This window comes from Nocardia sp. NPDC005825, from assembly GCF_040630175.1.
GTDB lineage: Bacteria > Actinomycetota > Actinomycetes > Mycobacteriales > Mycobacteriaceae > Nocardia.
The window spans coordinates 844,371-862,378 of record NZ_JBEXXC010000001.1; the positions used below are offsets into that span (position 1 = coordinate 844,371).

Annotated in this window: 16 protein-coding genes; 4 read left to right on the top strand and 12 right to left on the bottom strand. The window is 68.2% G+C overall.

Annotation, left to right across the window (positions count from 1 at the left end):
* Positions 1-13 precede the first annotated feature (13 nt).
* The 5 genes from ABZ382_RS04015 to ABZ382_RS04035 form a co-directional block, all read right to left on the bottom strand.
* Entirely contained in the window at positions 14-1,684 is a 1,671-nt protein-coding gene (locus tag ABZ382_RS04015) for an ABC transporter substrate-binding protein (protein WP_357084048.1), read from the bottom strand.
* Between the two features lie 92 nt (positions 1,685-1,776).
* Entirely contained in the window at positions 1,777-3,006 is a 1,230-nt protein-coding gene (gene secF / locus ABZ382_RS04020; protein ID WP_357083593.1) for a protein translocase subunit SecF, read from the bottom strand.
* A 2-nt stretch (positions 3,007-3,008) separates the two neighbouring features.
* Positions 3,009-4,709, bottom strand: coding sequence for a protein translocase subunit SecD (gene secD, locus ABZ382_RS04025; RefSeq protein ID WP_357083596.1), 1,701 nt, complete (start codon positions 4,707-4,709; stop codon positions 3,009-3,011).
* Between the two features lie 115 nt (positions 4,710-4,824).
* Positions 4,825-5,229, bottom strand: a complete 405-nt coding sequence (gene yajC / locus ABZ382_RS04030; protein WP_357083599.1) for a preprotein translocase subunit YajC — start codon at positions 5,227-5,229, stop codon at positions 4,825-4,827.
* 169 nt (positions 5,230-5,398) lie between these two features.
* Complete coding sequence (locus ABZ382_RS04035; RefSeq protein ID WP_357083602.1) at positions 5,399-6,892, bottom strand: NAD(P)/FAD-dependent oxidoreductase; 1,494 nt, start codon at positions 6,890-6,892, stop codon at positions 5,399-5,401.
* A gap of 94 nt (positions 6,893-6,986) precedes the next feature.
* On the opposite strand from ABZ382_RS04035, the gene ABZ382_RS04040 reads away from it, so the two are divergent.
* Together ABZ382_RS04040 and ABZ382_RS04045 are read left to right on the top strand one after the other, a co-directional pair.
* On the top strand, positions 6,987-7,613 hold the full coding sequence (locus ABZ382_RS04040; protein ID WP_357084051.1) for a TetR/AcrR family transcriptional regulator: 627 nt from the start codon (positions 6,987-6,989) through the stop codon (positions 7,611-7,613).
* Positions 7,614-7,721: 108 nt separating this feature from the next.
* Positions 7,722-8,309 carry a DivIVA domain-containing protein gene (locus tag ABZ382_RS04045; RefSeq protein WP_357083605.1) on the top strand — a complete coding sequence of 196 codons (588 nt, stop codon included), beginning with the start codon at positions 7,722-7,724 and terminating at the stop codon, positions 8,307-8,309.
* Positions 8,310-8,323: 14 nt separating this feature from the next.
* Here ABZ382_RS04045 and ABZ382_RS04050 read toward each other — a convergent pair whose 3' ends face one another.
* The 5 genes from ABZ382_RS04050 to ABZ382_RS04070 form a co-directional block, all read right to left on the bottom strand.
* Positions 8,324-9,457: an ABC transporter substrate-binding protein gene (locus ABZ382_RS04050; protein WP_357083608.1), complete on the bottom strand. Its 1,134-nt coding sequence runs from the start codon at positions 9,455-9,457 to the stop codon at positions 8,324-8,326.
* Positions 9,458-9,465: 8 nt separating this feature from the next.
* Positions 9,466-10,359 (bottom strand): ABC transporter permease, encoded by an 894-nt coding sequence (locus ABZ382_RS04055; protein WP_357083611.1) that lies wholly within the window; start codon positions 10,357-10,359, stop codon positions 9,466-9,468.
* A complete protein-coding gene (locus ABZ382_RS04060; protein WP_357083613.1) occupies positions 10,356-11,222 on the bottom strand; it encodes an ABC transporter ATP-binding protein in 867 nt (288 codons plus the stop codon). Before ABZ382_RS04060 ends, ABZ382_RS04055 begins: the two co-directional genes overlap by 4 nt.
* A gap of 92 nt (positions 11,223-11,314) precedes the next feature.
* A complete protein-coding gene (locus tag ABZ382_RS04065) occupies positions 11,315-12,514 on the bottom strand; it encodes an amidohydrolase (RefSeq protein WP_357083616.1) in 1,200 nt (399 codons plus the stop codon).
* A gap of 59 nt (positions 12,515-12,573) precedes the next feature.
* On the bottom strand, positions 12,574-13,317 hold the full coding sequence (locus tag ABZ382_RS04070) for a sulfite exporter TauE/SafE family protein (protein ID WP_357083619.1): 744 nt from the start codon (positions 13,315-13,317) through the stop codon (positions 12,574-12,576).
* Positions 13,318-13,524: 207 nt separating this feature from the next.
* Here ABZ382_RS04070 and ABZ382_RS04075 point away from each other — a divergent pair, with 207 nt between their 5' ends.
* Positions 13,525-14,211, top strand: coding sequence for a GntR family transcriptional regulator (locus ABZ382_RS04075; RefSeq protein ID WP_357083622.1), 687 nt, complete (start codon positions 13,525-13,527; stop codon positions 14,209-14,211).
* Positions 14,212-14,292: 81 nt separating this feature from the next.
* Complete coding sequence (locus ABZ382_RS04080; protein WP_357083625.1) at positions 14,293-15,588, top strand: amidohydrolase family protein; 1,296 nt, start codon at positions 14,293-14,295, stop codon at positions 15,586-15,588.
* On the opposite strand, the gene ABZ382_RS04085 is transcribed toward ABZ382_RS04080, so the two are convergent.
* Together ABZ382_RS04085 and ABZ382_RS04090 are read right to left on the bottom strand one after the other, a co-directional pair.
* Complete coding sequence (locus ABZ382_RS04085) at positions 15,533-16,750, bottom strand: amidase family protein (protein ID WP_357083628.1); 1,218 nt, start codon at positions 16,748-16,750, stop codon at positions 15,533-15,535. The genes ABZ382_RS04080 and ABZ382_RS04085 overlap by 56 nt on opposite strands.
* Positions 16,750-17,889, bottom strand: coding sequence for an acetamidase/formamidase family protein (locus ABZ382_RS04090; protein ID WP_357083631.1), 1,140 nt, complete (start codon positions 17,887-17,889; stop codon positions 16,750-16,752). The genes ABZ382_RS04085 and ABZ382_RS04090 overlap by 1 nt, the downstream gene beginning before the upstream one ends.
* Positions 17,890-18,008 lie beyond the last annotated feature (119 nt).

Consider the following 18,008-nt stretch of genomic DNA (forward strand, 5'->3'; position numbering starts at 1 on the left):
CGGTCCGGCACAACTACCGTTTCAGTACCCAGCGATCCATATTCCAGCCCGCGCCCGCCTTCGTGGCGCTGGCGATCCCGTTCTCCATGCCGTTGCCGAACCCGATGGTGCGGGGGGAGGCGAACAGCGGAATCGACGGCATCTCGCTCCAGAGCAGGTTCTCCTGCTCATTGAGCAGATTCAGCACGGCTGTCGAGTTGTCCTCCGCCGCAAGCTGATCCGCGATGGCATCGTAGCGGCCGTTGCCGAACCGCCCGAAATTCAGGCCCGCGCCGGAACGCAGCGCGGCGATGGCGTCGGTCGCGGCGAGCGTGCCGGAGGGGCCCGGCATGGCGGCGGTGCCGCCCAGGATCGCGTCGACCTTGCCCTCGGTGAGCTGCGCGGCGGTGAAATCCGGTGCGCCCGCGTCGATCACGTTCACCCCGGCGCCCTTGCAGGCGTCGGCGATGGCGGCGACCATGGCGGCGCGCCGCTCGTCGGGCTTGACGTAGCCGATCCGCACGGTCTGGTTGGCCACGCTCGAGGACGCGGCCGCCTGGGCGGCGGTGCCGTCGCCCTTGTACTTGTCGCCCGCACCCGAGATCGACTGGTAGTAGACCGAATCCTGTTGCACGGTCCGCGAATTCAGCGGCCCGGCGCCCAGGCCGATCTTCACGGTGTAGTCCGGGTGGCCGAACTTCTCGAACAGCGCCTGCCGCGGCACGCAGGAGGCGAAGCCGCGACGCGCGTCCGTGCGGTCGAACACACCGCCGGTGGCGAGCACCAGTTGCTCGACGCCGCGACCGGGCAGATTCTGGCTGTGGAAGCTGCCCAGACCCACGTCGCCCAGCGATCCCGCGCCCACGTCCAGCACGCCGATCGAGTTGTCCGACACCTTGGACTTCAGGTCCGAGTGCCGGTCCCAGACCACGATCCGCCCGGTCCGGGGCTGGTTGCCCCACCACTTCTCGTTCTTCACCAGGACCAGGCCGTCCTTGTCGGTGAAGGAGTCGATCCGGTACGGACCCGACGACGGCAGCACCGTGGCGTCCACCTTGCCGGGGGTGAGCTTCCAGCCGTTGTTCCAGAAGTCGGCGACCCGCTCGAGAGTGGGCTGGTCGCCGGTCTGCACCGGGGTCACCACGTTCGGGATCTTCACCTGGGTGGCGACCACGTGCGCGGGCATCAGCTCGGCGGCGTTGAACAGCGTCTTCCACGCCGCATAGTGCTTGCCCGGGCGGAACAGCACGGTGGCGTCCTTGGATCCGGGCTGGCAGTCGACGCGTTCGATGTCGCGGTAGCCGTCGGTGCTCGCCGCCTCGAACATCGGGACCGGGCCGCCCGGTGCGGGCTTGGTGAACCGCCCGCTGCGCGCGGCCCAGGTCAGCACCAGGTCGTCGCAGGAGGTGGGGATGCCGTCGGAGTAGACGCCCTCCGGGTTGAGCCGGTACTGGATGGTCTGGGCCTCGCCCGGCACCTCCTTGGCGGTGCCGGTATCGGTGTCGGCCACCGGCTGCCCGTCGGGTCCGGTGTAGAAGAACCCGGTCAGCACCCGCGAGAACACCGCGGTCGCACCGCTGTTCGCACCGAGCGCGCTGCCGCCGTTGTAGGAGGCGACGACCGCGTCCACGCCGTACCCGATGGAGGGCACCTGGTTCTTACCCGCGCAGCCCGCCAGCGCGCCGGCGGCGAGCGTGCCCGCCATCAGCGCGACGACGGTCCGGCGCACAGTCGTGTCGACGGCGGTCCGGCGCACAATCTTCTGGTCTTGCTTCACCCGCGAAACCCCCTGTGCGCCTAGTGCCGTCGCTGCTGTCGTTTCCCACTCGGCCGGGCGCCCGGACGCGGCGCCCGGGTGCCCTGGCTACGCGGCCCGTGCTCGCGCGCGGCGCCGTTGGCGTCCGAACCGCGACCGGCGACGCCGGCCCGCTCGGCCGCCGCCACGCCCACACGGGCCCGGTTGCCGCCCGCCCGGCGGTTGAGCACCTTCTTGGTGTGCGCGGCGACCGGACCCCAGGTCTCCTTGAGCGACACCAGGATCGGGACGGCGAAGAAGATCGACGAGTAACCACCGACGATCATGCCGACCAGCTGCACCAGCGCCAGGTCCTTGAGCGTGCCGACGCCCAGCAGCCACACCGCGATCACCAGCATGCCGATGATCGGCAGGATGCCGATGACGGTGGTGTTGATCGATCGCATCAGGGTCTGGTTGGCGGCGAGGTTCGCCTTCTCCGCGTACGTGTGCTTGGTCAGGTGCAGCACACCGCTGGTGTTCTCCTCGACCTTGTCGAAGACGACCACGTTGTCGTAGAGCACGTAGCCCAGAATCGTGAGCAGACCGATCACCGCCGCCGGCGTCACCTCGAATCCGACCAGCGAGTAGATGCCCGCGGTCACGATGAGGTTGAACAACAGCGAGGCGATCGCCGCGAACGACATGTCCCGTTCGAAGCGGATCGCGATATAGAGCATCGTCAATCCGACGAACACCACCAGCGCGAGCAAGGCCTTGTGGGTGACCTGGCCACCCCAGGTCTCACTGATCTCGGCCACGCTGATCGCGTTGCGGTTGGGCTGTCCGCTCGAGTCCTTCGGCTGGAACGAGTCGTACAGCGCGTTCTGCAGCTTGTCGGCCTGCTCGGCGTTCAGCGAATCCGACCGGATCTGGATGGTCGACGAGGAGCCCGAGCCCACCTTCTGCACGGTCACCGGGTCGTGGCCGAGCGCGGACCGGTAGACATCCTCCACCTTGGAGGTGGTGACGCTGTCCGAGGCGGGCAGCTGGATGCGCGAACCACCGGCGAAGTCGATGCCCAGGGTGAACCCCTTGAACACCATGCTGGCCATCGCGATCGCGATCAGCGCCGCGGCGATGCCGTAGTAGACCTTGCGCTTGCCGACGATCTCGAAACCGCCGGTACCGGTGTAGAGCCGCTCGAACAGGCTGTGCCGCTTGTCCGCGGGCGTGGCCTCGTAGTCGAGCTCGGAGTCGGAATCCACCACGATGGGTGAGGACTTGGCCATGATCACGCCTCCTTCACCAGAACGCGGGCGGTGGCCTTGCGTTCCTGTGCCAGCTCTGCAATTGCGCCCAGGCCGTTCACCGACGGCTTCGCCCAGAACGGCGACCGCGAGACCAGCATCATCAGCGGCGCGGTCACCAGGTACAGGACGATGACGTCGAGGACGGTGGTGACACCGAGGGTGAAGGCGAAGCCCTTCACCTGGCCCGCGGCCAGCAGGTACAGCACCGCGGAGGCGATCAGCGAGACCGTCTTACCCGAGAGGTTGGTGCGCTGGGCGCGCTGCCAACCGCGCGGCACCGCCGAGCGGAAGCTGCGGCCCTCGCGCATCTGGTCCTTGATGCGTTCGAAGAACACGACGAACGAGTCGGCCGTCATACCGATACCGATGATCAGACCCGCGATACCGGCCAGGTCGAGGGTGAACCCGATCCAGCGGCCCAGCAGCACGATCAGCGCGTACACCGCCACACCCGCCGCGAGCAGCGAGAAACCGGCCAGGAAGCCCAGCATGCGGTAGTAGAGCAAGCAGTACAGCAGCACCGCGACCAGGCCGATCGCGCCCGCGATCAGGCCCGCGCGCAGCGAGGACATGCCCAGCGTCGCGGAGACCGTCTCGGCCTCGGAGGTGGTGAACGACAGCGGCAGCGAACCGTACTTCAGGGAGTTCGCCAGCTCCTTGGCGGTGGTGGCGTTGAAGTTGCCGCTGATCTGGGTGCTGCCGCCGAACTGGTTGCCGGACTCGACTCGCGGCGCGCTGACCACCTTGGTGTCCAGCGCGAAGGCCAGCTGCTTGTTCAGGTACTCGTTGGTCAGCTTGCCCCAGGCGTCCGAACCGCTCGACTTGAACTCGACGTCGACGACCCAGCGGCCCTGACGCGAATCCAGCTGTCCGGTCGCGTTCTTGATCTCCTGGCCGTCCAGCTTGGACTTGTCGAGGAGGTAGACCTCGGTGCCGTCACTGCTGCACGCGACCAGCGGCAGGTTCGGATCGTCGTTGCCCTGCAGCGGATCCGGCTTGGTGCAGTCCATGGTGGCCATGGCCTGCAGCTGCGCGGCCTGATCGGTGCTCTGCCGCAACGCCTTCGCGGCCGCGATCTCCTGCTGCGACTGCTGCGGGCTCGGCGCCGGGGTCGGCGACGGGGTGGTCGGAGCCTGCGCCGGGAACACCCGGTTCTGCGGGACCGTCGCCTCGGTGGTCGTCGCGGCCGACGTGGTCGGCGCGGACGAGGTGGTCTCGGGCGTCACGGTGCCGGGCGCGGCCGGGGCGGTGGTCGGGGCGCCCGCGGGCGGCTGCTGCGGCTGAGCCTGCTTGCCGACCTGCGGCGCGGTCACATTGAGCACCGGGCGCACGTACAGCTTGGCGGTGGTGGCCAGCGACTTCGCCTGCGCGCCATCCTCGCCGGGGACCGTGATCACCAGGTTGTCACCCTCGATGACGACCTCGGAGCCGGCGACGCCGAGTCCGTTGACGCGCTTCTCGATGATGTCCTGGGCCTTCTTCAGGCTGTCCTGGCTGGGCTTGCCGCCGTCCGGGGTGCGAGCCGTCAGGGTGACCCGGGTGCCGCCCTGCAGGTCGATGCCGAGCTTCGGGGTGTGGACTTTGTCGCCGGTGAAGAAGATCAGGCCGAACATCAAAGCCACCAGCGCGGCGTAGACGCCGAGCAGGCGCAATGGATGCGCCGTTCCCTGTGAAGGTGGCACAGTACTTATCTCCTAGGCGGGATCGAGGGTGGAACTAGCGGGTACACACCGCAGCGCCACCGGCCGCCGGTGTACGTCGAGTACAGCCCGGAACGGCCGATGGCGCCGGATGTGTTCAGTCCTTGGTCAGCCGCGGGGTGTCGTCGGCGGCTTCGGTGGTGACGTCCTCGGCCGCGGCGGTGCCGTTGGTCGCGGGGGTGCCGGCGGTGCCATCGGCCGCGGGGGTGGCGGCGGTGTCGTCGGCGGCGGCCGTGTCGTCGGCCTCCTCGTCGTTGCGCACCTCGAGCACCGACTTGCGCAGCCAGGTGGTGACGACCTCTTCGGCGATCTCCAGATCGACGGTGGCGTCATCGAGTTCCACCACGGTGCCGAACAGACCCGACGTGGTGACCACCCGGTCGCCGACCTTCAGGGCGTCCTGCATGTCGGTCACCTTCGCCATCTCGCGCTTCTGGCGGCGTACGCCGAGGAACATCGGGATGAGCAGGGCAACCAGCAGCAGCGGCAGCAGAAGGTCCATCGTCGAAGTCAGCTCCTGGTCAGTGGTCAGACGGTTGTTTCCCGACAGTCTGCCAGTAATCCCTGAGAGAACGCGCGCCGACCTGTCCCAGAGTCCACCGGTTTTCGCCCAGGGCTGATTCCCCGGGCCACGCGGTCGGCCCCCGACAGTGCCGACCGCGCAGTCTCACTCAGGCGGGCCGCTGTCCGTAGCTGTAGTCGTCCAGGGGGAAGCCAGCCGCTTCGCGGTGCGCGTTCAGGGTGCTTGTCGGGCGCAGCAGGGCGGCCTCGCCGTGCTGGTTGAAGTAGTAGCTGCGCGCGGTCGAGCACTGGCCGCCGTAGAAGACCGAGGAGCCGAGCTTGTCGGTGACGCGGTCGAGGAATTCGGCGTTGGCGCGCTCGGTGACCTCGAAGACCTGCTCGCCGCGGCGGAACATCTCCCCGAACAGGCGCGTCATGTGCTTCATCTGCGCCTCGATGGTGGTGAAGTACGACAGGCCGCTGTAGGAGTAGGGGCTGTTGAGGCTGACGAAGTTGGGGAACTTCGGCACCGTGATGCCCTCGTAGGCCTGGAAACGGTTGTCGCGCCAGAACTTTCCGAGGTTCACCCCGTCGCGGCCGATGATCTCGATGGCCGGGAAGTTGACGTCCCACAGGTTGAAGCCGGTGGCCAGGATCAGGGTGTCGACCTCGGTCTTGTGGCCGTCGGCGGTGACGATGCCGTCGGGCTCGATGCGCTCGATGGAGTTGGTCTCCAGGCGCACGTGCGGCTCGTTGAAGGTCTTGAAGTACAGGTTCGAGAAGGTGGGTCGCTTGCAGCCGAAATCGTAGTCCGGCGTGAGCTTCTCGCGGGTCCGCTTGTCGCGGACCTGGGTGCGCAGGTGGGCCTTGGCGAGCAGCGCGGCGGCCTTGTTGAGCGGCTTGGCCTGCTTGAAGTGCAGCACCCCGACCACCATGAGCGCCTCCAGCATGGAGGTGTTGATCAGGCGGGCGGCCTGCTGGGTGACCGGAACGCGGGCGAACAGCTTCTGCACCGAGGGCGGGATGGGGGCGTCGACCTTGGGCACCACCCAGATCGGGGTGCGCTGGAAGACGGTGAGCGCCTGCGCCTTCTTGGCGACCTCGGGGATCAGCTGCACGGCGGTGGCGCCGGTGCCGATGATGGCGGCCTTGGTGCCGGTGAGGTCGAAGCCGTCCTCCCAGGCGGTGGTGTGGATGATCTTGCCCTCGAACGTGTCGATGCCCGGGAACGGCGGGGTGTAGGGCTGCGACAGGAAGCCGGTGGCGGCCATCAGGTAACGCGCGGTGAGGGATTCACCGTTCTCGACCGACACCACCCAGTGCTGCTGCTCGGCGTCCCAGCGGGCGCCGCCCACGGTGGCGCCGAAGCGCATGCGGCGGCGCAGGTCGTACTTGTCGGCGACGTGTTCGGCGTACTTCTTGAGCTCCGCGCCCGGCGCGAACAGCCGCGACCAGTTCGGGTTGGGTTCGAAGGAGTACGAGTAGGTGACCGAGGCGATGTCCACCGCCAGGCCCGGATAGTGATTGACGTGCCAGGTGCCGCCGAGGTCGTCCTCGCGCTCGAGGATGAGGAAATTGCCCAGGCCGAGCCGATCCAGCTCGATCCCCGCACCCATACCGCCGAAACCCGCCCCGACCACGATGGCGTCGTACTGAGGTGCCACGCCGAACCTCCCGCTGAGCTGTGCGTTCTACGAAAAATGATTCATCTGTCACGGAATGACATCTCATTCCGTTTGTGATCACCGTATCATCGGCCTGGTGACGAAGCCATCCTCGAGAATCGAACGACGCAAGGCCGAACTCCGCCGCGAGATCATCGACACGGCGTTCGTGTGTTTCGCCGAGAAGGGCTACCACGCCACCGGCATCGCCGATATCGCCGCCGAGCTCGGCATCGGGCACGGCACCTTCTACCGCTACTTCGAGAACAAGCGCGACATCATCGACCACGTCATCGACGACCTGGCCGCGCGGATCATCGAAGCGCTGGGCACCGACAACGCCCCCGACGCGGCCGACAGTCTCGAGGAGTACCGGGCGCAGGTGGACCGGATCGGCGACGCGCTCAACCGGATCTTCCTCGAGGACCGGCGGGTGGCGCAGCTGCTGCTGTTCCAGGCCACCGGGATCGACTCCGAATTGACCGAGCGGCTCTACGGCCTGCTCGACACCGCCGACGCCTTGACCGCCGGATACCTCGAGCACGGGGTCGAACACGGTTATCTGCGTGCGGATCTCGACACCGTGAACACCGCGCGCGCGGTCACCGGGATGCTGCTGGCCGCCATCGTGCACGGCATCCGCACCCCCGACCCGCAGGCGGTGGACGATCTGAGCCATGCCATCCGGGCGCTGCTCATCGACGGCGTGCGCAAGCACTGAGGCGGCGATCCGGCAGGCGCTGAAACCCGTGGACAAACAGACCCGTATGTCCGGTGCGGCCGGATCCGCAAGGGGCGGAAGTAATTCGGACACGACGCTCTTGGCACAATGGCCCGAGTGACCCCCGAGGACGTCCGCCGCCGCCGGTTCGGCCCCGCACCGCACGGGCCGCACGGCTACCACCCCGCCCAGGTGGACGCCTTCTGCGCGCGCGTCGCCGACACCATGGCGGGCCACGACCATCTGACCGTCGCCGATATCCGGCTCGTCGAATTCGACGGTCCCCCACCCGGGCAACCCGGTTACGACATCGAACAGGTCGACGACTTCCTCGACCGGCTGTGCATGGAACTGGAATACCTACGCCTGGGCCGGACCCACCAGCCCGTACGCCGCACCCACGACCAGCTCACCCCCGAAGATGTCCTGCACATCCAATTCTCCACTCCCCCTTACGGTTTCCGCGGCTACCGGGCCGAGGAAGTGGGGGTGTTCCTGGACCGCCTGGCCGCCACCCTCGCCCATCACGGCCCCAACGGCCTGACCGCGGACGAGGTCCGGGCCATCACCTTCCACCTCGCGCCCATCGGCGATCCCGCCTACCACCTCGACGAGGTCGACGCCTTCCTGGACCTGGTGATCCGACAGCTAGAAGGAGTGCGCGCGGAGCCGCACCAGCCCCGCGCACACTCCTGACCCTGCCGGTGAGTTCAGCCCTGCTGTTTGAGTCCTCGTGCGGGGTCGATGAATTCGTTGGTGACCAGGGTGGTCGCCGTCAGATTGTCGGGGACCTCGCGACCGCGGGCCTTCAGCAGCGGGGTGACCTGGGTGATGGCCCGGGTGACGCGGTCGAGGTCGAAGTTGCCGAGGGTGTTGCCGGGGCCGTTGGCGACGATCTTCTCCTTCAGCTGCACCTTGACCGAGTCGGTGTTTCCCGCGGCGGACATGGGCGGGCCGTCGGGGATGGTCTGGGCGATGTGGAGCAGGGCCTGGTTGGTGGGTTCGGGGTCGGTGACGTAGTCGATCTCGGCCTGTTGCAGCAGGGGGACGAGTTTCTGCAGGCAGGGGCGGAGTTTGTCGAGTTCGCCGCTGCGGACCGACCACGCGTGGGGGTAGCTCTCGTACCCCGCGTCGGCGACCAGGAGGTGGCCGGTGGCCTTCTGCCAGCCCTTCACATCGTGTTCCCAGCGGTAGGGCTCGTTGGAGACGTAACCCTGCTGCATGACGCGGCCGTGTTCGGCGACGAAGCGGCTGGGGGTGCCGTCGTACGAGGCGTCGGCCTGTTCCTTCTTCACGTCACCGTGGGCGATCAGGTAGTCCATGTAGATCTTGCCCTCGGAGTACAGGATCGGGGCGTTGGTGCCGGGCACGTCCTTCCACGAATTGACCGTGTAGGTGGCCGGATCCCACATGACGATCTGCGGGTTCTTCTGCAGGGAGGCGAACACGCCGGTGAGCGGGAACTTGGCGGCGGCGCGGACCTGCTCGTCGGTGGGGACCAGGCCGAGGGTGATGGAGGTGTCCTGGTACATCTGGGCGGGCACCGGCTGCCCACCCAGGAACGGACCGCCCAGTCGCACTTCGACATTCACGCCGGTGTCGCCGAGCGGGCCGGAGTAGGCGCCCTTCTTGGCGTCGACGGTGCCGTTCGGACCGACCAGCTGATAGGCGGCGGCGCGTTCGGGCGTCGCGAACCAGTCCGTCTGGATGACGACGGTGGCCGGACAGACCCCGGCCAGCGCGCCCTGCCCGGTGGGCTTGGGAGTGGTGGCTCCCCCACCGCAGGCGGCGGTGAGCAGGACACTGCCGGTGAGGGCGGCAGCGGCGAGGACACGATTCTTCACGAGCATTCCTAGGGGTCGATACGTTTGCCGTGCGCGCGATCGACGCGTCCGGCGAGGAAGTCGAAGATCCAGAACAGGATCAGCCCGACGAGGGAGGACAGCAGCAGCGCGGTGAGCAGTTCCTCCGTGGCCAGCCGCTGCCGATAGACGTCGATCATGCGACCGATGCCCGGATTGCCCTGGCGGAAGAAGAAATCCGCGACGATGGAGCCGATGACGGCCATGCCCGCGGAGATCTTGAAGCCGGAGATCATGGCCGGGAGGGCGGCGGGGAGTTGGAGTTTCACCAGACGCTGCCGACGATTGGCGCCGTGCAGCGTGAACAGGTCGTGCTCGGCGGGTTGCACCGATTTCAGGCCGAACAGCGTATTGGTGATGACCGGGAACAGCGACACCATGACGCACACGATCACCCGGCTGCCGAACTCGTAGCCGAACCAGAACCCGAACAGCGGCACCACGGCCAGCACCGGAATGGTCTGCAGGATCACCGCGTACGGATAGAGGGAGTACTCGGCCCAGCGGGCTTGGCTCATGATCACCGCGAAGGCGACGCCGAGCACGATGGCGATGGCGAGGCCGACCAGCGCGATCTGCACGGTCGCTGCGAGCGCGGTGAGGATCTCGGTGCGGGTGGCCGCGTCCAGGAGCCCCTTGGAGACCACGGCTTCCGGTGGGGGCAGCAGGAATCGGGATTCCTCGGCGATCAGGTAGTGGCTGGCGATGGACCACGCGGCCATGACCAGGACGAACACGACAACGGGTGCGATGACCCGGATCGGCGCGATCGCGAAGGGCCAGCCTGGTTTCCGCAGGAGCTGCCGCCACATCGGGGTGCGTGGTTCTCCGCTCGTGGTGGCGTCGGGTACGACGATTCCGCTGTCCGCGGCGGCGGCGGTCATGCGGCTCGCCCCAGCGGCTGAGCCGTGCCTCGTTCGGCCTCGTGGAGCGCCGCGGACACCTCGGCCGCGATGGCCCCGAACTCGGGGGCGTATCGCAGTTCCGGTGAGCGCGGAAAGTCCAGGGGCACCGTGATATCGGCTGCTACCCGGCCGGGCCGCCCGGTCAGCACGACGACCCGGGTGGACATGAACACCGCTTCGGCGACCGAGTGGGTGACGAACACGCCGGTGAACCCCGAACGCCGGTACAGGCCGCTCACTTCCTCGTTGAGGCGTTGCCGCGTGATCTCGTCCAGCGCGCCGAACGGTTCGTCGAACAGGAACAGTTCCGGGGAACCGGTCAGGGCGCGGGCGATCGAGGTGCGCATGCGCATGCCGCCGGACAACTGCGCGGGCTTGTGGTTCTCGAACCCCGTGAGCCCGACCAGTTCCAGCGCTTCCCGGGCCGTGGCGCGCCGGGTGGCCTTGTCCACGCCCGCGAGTTCCGCGGGCAGTTCGACATTGCGCAGGACCGACCGCCACGGCAGCAGGGTCGCTTCCTGGAAGACGTAGCCGAGCTTGGCGTCGGCGACGGAAATGGTTCCGGCGGTGGGCTTCTCGAATCCGGCAGCGAGCCGTAGCAGGGTGGACTTGCCGCAGCCGGAGGGGCCGACCAGGGAGACGAATTCTCCGGGCCGGATGGCGATATCGATGCCGTCGAGCGCGTGCGTGCCGTTCTCGAAGGTCAGTCCGACATGATGAAAGGCCAAGGCCGGATCGGTGTATACGGTGCCGGCGGCGGCGGTGGCATTCCCGCTCGCGGCGGCGTCCGTATTCCCGTCCGGGCCTTCGCCTTTGACGGTGGTGGAGGCGGTGGTGCGCATGTCCACATTTCTATCGGCGACTCGTTGCCGAATGCGGTCCAGGCGATTACACCCTTGTTTCGTATACGATCAGCGGTGCACCGGTTCGACGGTCAGTCGCCGAGCAGTCGGCCGTCCCGCGCGACCACGCGGCCACGCTTGACCACCAGCGATCGCGGCGGCACGGAAACCACAGCGGCAGCTGGCGTTTCGGCGACCACCGCGAACAGGTCGGCGGTCGCGCCCTCCCGCAGCCCGTAGTCCTCGATCCCGAGCAGAGCCGCTCCCCCGTAGGTGCCCGCGGCCAGGGCCAGTTCGATGTCCTCGTCGAAGACCAGGCGATCCCGGAACGCCACCTGCATGACCCGGCGCAGCATGTCGCCGTCGCCATAGGGGGTCCACAGGTCCCGGATGCCGTCGTTGCCGAGGGCCAGCCCGGCTCCGGCGTCGTTCATGACTCGGACCGGCACCACGGGCGCGCTGCCGACCGCGCAGGTCACCATCGAAACCCCGGCCTCGGCGAGGCTTTCCGCGATCCGGCGCTGCTCGGCCGGCTCCAGCTCGCCCATCGCGTAGGCGTGGCTGATGGTGACCCGCCCCGCCAGACCGGTGGCCTTGGTGCGGGCCACGATCAGGTCGTACTGCCAGGCGCCGAGCGCGCCGCGGTCGTGCAGGTGGATGTCGATGCCCGCCCCGTACTTCTCGGCGAGGTCGAACAGCACATCCAGCTGCCCGACCGGATTCCCGTCGTACCCGGCGGGATCCAGCCCGCCGACCACCTCCACGCCGTCGGCCAGCGCGGCCTCGAGGAGTTCGGCGGTGCCCGGCCGGGTCAGCAAACCGCCCTGGGGGAAGGCCACGAGCTGGACGTCCACCCGATCCGCGTGCCGGGCCGCGGCCGCCCGCACGGCGTCCACGCCGCCCAACCCGACGTCGGGATCGATGTCGATGTGGCTGCGCACGTGTGTGGTCCCCGCGGACACCATGGCCCCCAGCAGGTTCGACGCGTAGTCGGCGCTCGGCAGCCCGAGTTCGTCGCGGCGGCCCTCGCCGTTCGCGATCCGGCCGGCGAGCGTGCCGCCACCGGTGTTCGGCACCCACGGCCCGCCGTACATGGTCTTGTCGAGGTGGCAGTGCGAGTCCACCAGGCCCGGGAGCACCAGCGCCCCCGCGAGATCCACGGACTCGACGCCGTCAGCGGTGAGCCCGGATCCGATCGCGGCGATCCGCCCGTCGCGAATCAGGATGTCGGCGACCGTGACCGGCGCACCGGGCGTCCAGGGCCGGCCGCCGCGGAGCAGAAGATCGTTCATGAGATGCACCACCTGTGTCGTAGGAGAGGGAGAACGGAGCAGTCAGGGCGGAAACGCGGTCAGGACAGCAGCATGGCCGCGCCCGCCCCGACGCCGAACACGATGACCACCGCCCGGAAGGCGCCCGGCCGCAGCCGATCCGCGACCCGGGCGCCGACGATGCCGCCGAGCAGGCAGGCCGGGGCGAGCACCGCGACCGCCCACCACTCGACGGGCCCGAACAGCGCGACCGCGATCACCGCGGTACTCGACACCGTGAGCGTGAGAAGACTTTTCAACCCATTGAGCCGGGTGATCGAGGCATCGATCCCCAGGGCCAGCGCGGTGAGCAGCACGATCCCCATGCCGCCATTGAAGTACGCGCCGTAGGCGGCGCCGAGGAACACGCCCGCGAACAGTCGCAGCCGAGAGTCCCCGCCGTGCTCGGACAGCTTGCGCGACACCATCGGCTGCGCCGCGAACAGCGCGGTGGCGGCGAGAATCAGATAGGGCACCAGCGCCGCGAACACCTTGGGCGGCGCAGCCAGCAGCGCGATCACCCCGCCGGTGGCGCCCACCACGCCGGTCAGCACCAGCCCGGGGACCAGGGTCCGGTGTTCGTCGAGCCGCTTGCGCAGCGCGGCGGCCCCGCCGAGGTATCCGGGCCAGACCGACACGGAGTTGGTGACCGTCGCCGTGACCGGCGGCAGCCCCGTGGCCAGCAGCGCCGGGAACGACAGCAGACTGCCGCCCCCGGCGATGGCATTACAGACGCCCGCCCCTAATCCGGCGGCGAACAGGAGCACGAGATGCGCGGGATCCATGAGTTCCTTCCGAACAGAATGGCCGCATCGTATACAAACCACCGCTGGACGGCGACCCGAAACCGCTGTGGCGCAGTCGGACCCGTGAATACGACGTCTGTCCAGTGACTTTCGGGCCGATACAGTAGATTTGCCACATCCTGTCGGCCGAGGCCACGATGGATCGTATGCAACTGCCCGTTCCACCGAATCCCTGATGAGGCTGCCGTGACCAGCACCGCCGGGCGTATGACACCGCAACAGCTGTGTCGCGCCATCCGTGACGACATCATTCGCGGCGCGTACGCCCCCGGCCAGCGCCTCACCGAGGACGCGCTCGCCGAGAGCTACGGGGTGTCCCGGGTACCGGTCCGGGAGGCGCTGCGCACCCTGGAGGCCGAGGGTTTCGCCTCGTCACGGCCCTACGCGGGCGTCTTCGTGGCGGCACTGACCGAGGACGAGGCCGCGGACCTGCTGGAGATCCGGGCCCGCCTGGAACCGCTGTGCGCGTCCCGCGCCGCCGTCCGGCGCACCCCCGAACAGCTCGGCCGCCTGAAGGAGCTCACGGCCCTCGGCCAGGACGCCGTGCGCGCGGGCCGCCTCGACGAGCTCGCCCGCCTCAACAGCCGTTTCCACGAGGTCCTCGCGGAGGCGTCCGGCAGTACCCTGCTCGCGCAGCTGATCATGCAGCTGAGCTGGAAGATCGCCTGGGTCTACTCGGTCGAACTGCCCCGCCGCGCCACCGACTCCTGGCATGAGCACGAACAGATCTGCGCCGCCCTGGAAGCCGGCGACCCCGACCGCGCCGCGGCCGTGGTCACCACCCACATCGCGCACGCCGCGACCGCCTACCGGTTCCGCCTTCGCACCGAAGACCCTGCGCCACAGCCCGGTTCGGCTCCGCGCGCTTCGTAACACCGGGGAAGCAATTACCGCCTCCGCACGAAACACGGCTCTCGTATACAAACGGAGTCACTTTCGTTCCGGGAGGTAGCCATGACGGATTCGACGCCGCACCAGGTGGATCTACTGCTGCGGGCCGCCCGCATCGCCGATGACGCGGACCTGGTCGACATCGCGATCTCCGAGGGCACCATCGTCGCGATCGGCCCCCGACTTCCGGAGCAGGGCGCCGAGGAAATCGACTGCGCCGGACGCGTGGTCATCCCCGGCCTCGTCGAATCCCACGTCCACCTAGACAAGGCGCTCCTGGACGCCGAGAAGTCCAACCCCGACGGCACCCTGGCCGGAGCCATCAGCGTCACCGCCGAACTCAAACGCGGATTCACCGTCGCGGCCATCCGCGACCGCGCCCGCCGCGTACTCGATATGGCGATCGCCAACGGCACCACCGCCATTCGCGCCCACCCCGACGTCGACCCGATCGTCGGTCTCCGGGGTGTCACCGCACTGCTCGACCTGCGCGAGGAGTATCGGGACCGCCTGGATCTCCAGATCGTCGCCTTCCCGCAGGAGGGCATCCTCCAATCCCCCGGCACTCTCGACCTGCTGCGCGAAAGCCTGCACGCGGGCGCCGACGTCCTCGGCGGCTGCGCGTACAACGAGCGCACCGTGGAGGACTGCCGCCGCCACATCGACCTCATCTTCGACCTGGCCGCCGAGTTCGATGTGCCCCTGGACATTCACGCCGACTTCGCCGACGACGCCACCGATCCGCGGTACGCCATGGCGGACTACATCGCCTCGGTCACCGAGCTCACCAGCCGTCATGGTCGAGTGACGCTGGGGCACATGACGTCCCTGGCCGGTCGGTCCCCGTCGGATCGTGCGCGGACGCTCGAGCGTCTCGCGGCGGCCGGGATCTCGGTGGTGCCGCTGCCGGCGACGGATATGCATCTGGGTGGGCGATCGGATGCCACCAATGTGCGTCGTGGGGTCGCGCCGATTCGGGAGCTGTGGGAAGCCGGGGTGACCACCGCGTACTCGTCCAACAACATTCGGAACGCCTTCACTCCGTACGGGAATGCGGACATGCTCGATATCGGGCTGTTCCTGGCTCAGACCGGGCATCTGTCCGGGCCCGAGGACTTGCATCGGATTCTGGGTATGGCCACTACCGAGGCTGCCCGAACCATCGGGATCGCGGATCGCTATGGCGTGCGGGTCGGGGCCGTGGCCGATCTCGTTGTTCTGTCGACGTATCGTGTGGCGGATGCTCTGCTCGACCGGCCTGATCGGAACTATGTGTTCAAGGGTGGGCGGCTGACCGCTCGGACTACTCGGGTGCGGGAGCTCGTCGGGCCTGGGGCACGAGATGTCCGATCGCCCTGATTCTTTCACCCAATATCGAAACCATCCTCAAATCCGTACCGGGTGCTCCAACCACACACAGGCTGCTCGGAATTCCCCGGATCCTCGCCAATGGAAAACCAACCGCGGGCCCGCCGGCAATCGAGGCCAAACACGTCAGATGCAACGTCCGAGCCCGCCCCGACTCCAACGCCCCGGCGGATGCCACCCGAAGCGGTGGAAGTGTGGCGACCGTCGGCAACACGAGAAACCGCCCACGCAAGGCATCCCGGAGTACGCCCGCAGCATCTCGAAGCACCGAGCGTGCCGCGAACGCCTCCTCCGCTGTGACCATCGACGCGATGCGAAATCGCTGCGCCACTTCCGATTCCAACGATGCAGGATGCGCCGAGATCCACGCGCCGTGGTTCCTCCAGGCTTCGAACGCCTGCACCGTCCGGAACGCCGTGAACCACGATTCGAGGTCGGCGTTCAGGCGGTAGTCGACCGCGCCGAGCTGCCTGGCCGCCTTCGAGGCGGCTTCCGCGACCTCGTCATCGGCCACAGCGCACAGGTCGGGATCGACGATGAGCTCGTACGGTCCCGAATTCTGCTCGGGAAGCAGGCATTCCGCGACCGACCACAGCGTGTCCAGGTCCCGTGTCATCCAGCCCACGGTGTCGAAGGACTCCGCCAGCGGCAGCAGTCCTGCAGTGGAGATGCTTCCGAGAGTGGTCCGCATCCCCCACAGTCCCTGATACGCCGCGGGCACCCGGATCGATCCCGCCGTATCGGTTCCCAACCCGACGGTGACCTCGCCCCGCGCGACCGCCACCGCGGACCCGCTCGAGGATCCACCCGGAATCCGCTGCGGGGCAGCTGGATTGATCGGCATCCCGTATCGCCCATTGCCGCCGGTGATGCTGTAGGCGAATTCGTCGGTGTGCGCGATCCCGGTGATGTCGGCCCCCGCCGCGAGCAGACGAGCCACCACCACCGCATGGGCATCCGAGGGCGCTCCCAGAAATTCCGGAACCCCGCCACCGAGTGGATATCCGGCGACAGCGTAGAGATCCTTCACCGCCACGGTGTGTCCACTGAGCGCCCCATCACCGGTGGCGGCGACCAGGGGCGCACCCCGCTCCCGCCACACTCGCGGATCGAACTCGGCTGTCTCCTTGTCCACTTCGCGCACCGCCGTCATCACACCCTCGCCAGCACGAGCTCGGCCAACTCGGTCGCAGCGTGTCCGGCGAAGTCCGCGACCCGCACCTCCCCGTGCACACCCCGAACCTGGTCCACCGCCTGGGAAATAGTGAAATCCGCTGCGGCACTGAGATACAGGTACGCCTGCCGGGGATCAGCCTCGAACAGCGACACCACCAGTTCGATGGCGTTCTGGACGCACGTTTCGAGCGCCTCGTTCAGATCCGGGCTCAATCCCGTCGGAATCAGCAGCCCGTGCGAGGCGGCGAACGGTCCGATCCCTCGCCCCAGACCGGCCGCGACCTGCGCCGCCGGAATCACATCGACCGTCAAGGTGGCCCGCAACGGCGCTTCCAACGCCGTCAGCGCCACTTCCCCATTCCCCTGGGCGAAGTGCGGATCCCCGATATAGAACAGCGCCTCCGCGACCTGCACCGGCAGGAACAATGTCGAACCCACCGTCAGCCGCCGGATATCGATATTGCCGCCATGCGCCCCCGGCGGCACCGAGGACACCCGCGTCTCCGTATCGGTCGCGACACCCATGATGCCCAGGAACGGGTGCAGCGGAAACCCGGCCTGCCCCGGCCGATCCGGATGCAGCGGCATCGTCCCGTACCAGGCCCCACCCCGCTCTTCGACGGCGCAGAACTGACCGTAATTCCCGTCGAACCCGGCCTTGTTCGCCAGCACACCACGCCCGTGCCGGGTGGAGACGACACCATAGGGCGCACGCATGGCCAGCGCGTCGATCCGAACAGCGAGCAGGTCCCCCGGTTTCGCCCCCGCGACGGCGATCGGCCCGGTGATGATGTGCGGTCCCGCCAGTGAGTCCCGACGCCGGGTTCCGGCCACCTCGATCGCGTCGGCGAGCACCTGATCCCGCTCGACCCCGTGCCGCCCGAAGTAGGCCAGCGGGTCGGACCCCTGATCCTCCAGAATCCCTTCGTGACTCACGGTGTCGACCACGATGCTCCCGCCCGCCTCCACGGTCGCGACGGGTTTGTCGCCGACTCGCGGCAGCCGCCCCCACAGCACCGCTGACGGGTCGACCGGCAGATACCCTGCGCTCTCGATCCCCTCCCCCGGTTGCAGTACCGGAAACGCCGGGGCGAACCCCCGCACAATCGACGTCACGCGCCCTACCTTCCCTACCCGGCCAGAATTGGTCGGACCATCCGATCTGCCGACCATAAGTCGGCCCGACCGTCGGTGCAGGGCCACGAAACCTAACGTAACTGCCGTTTTACCTACCC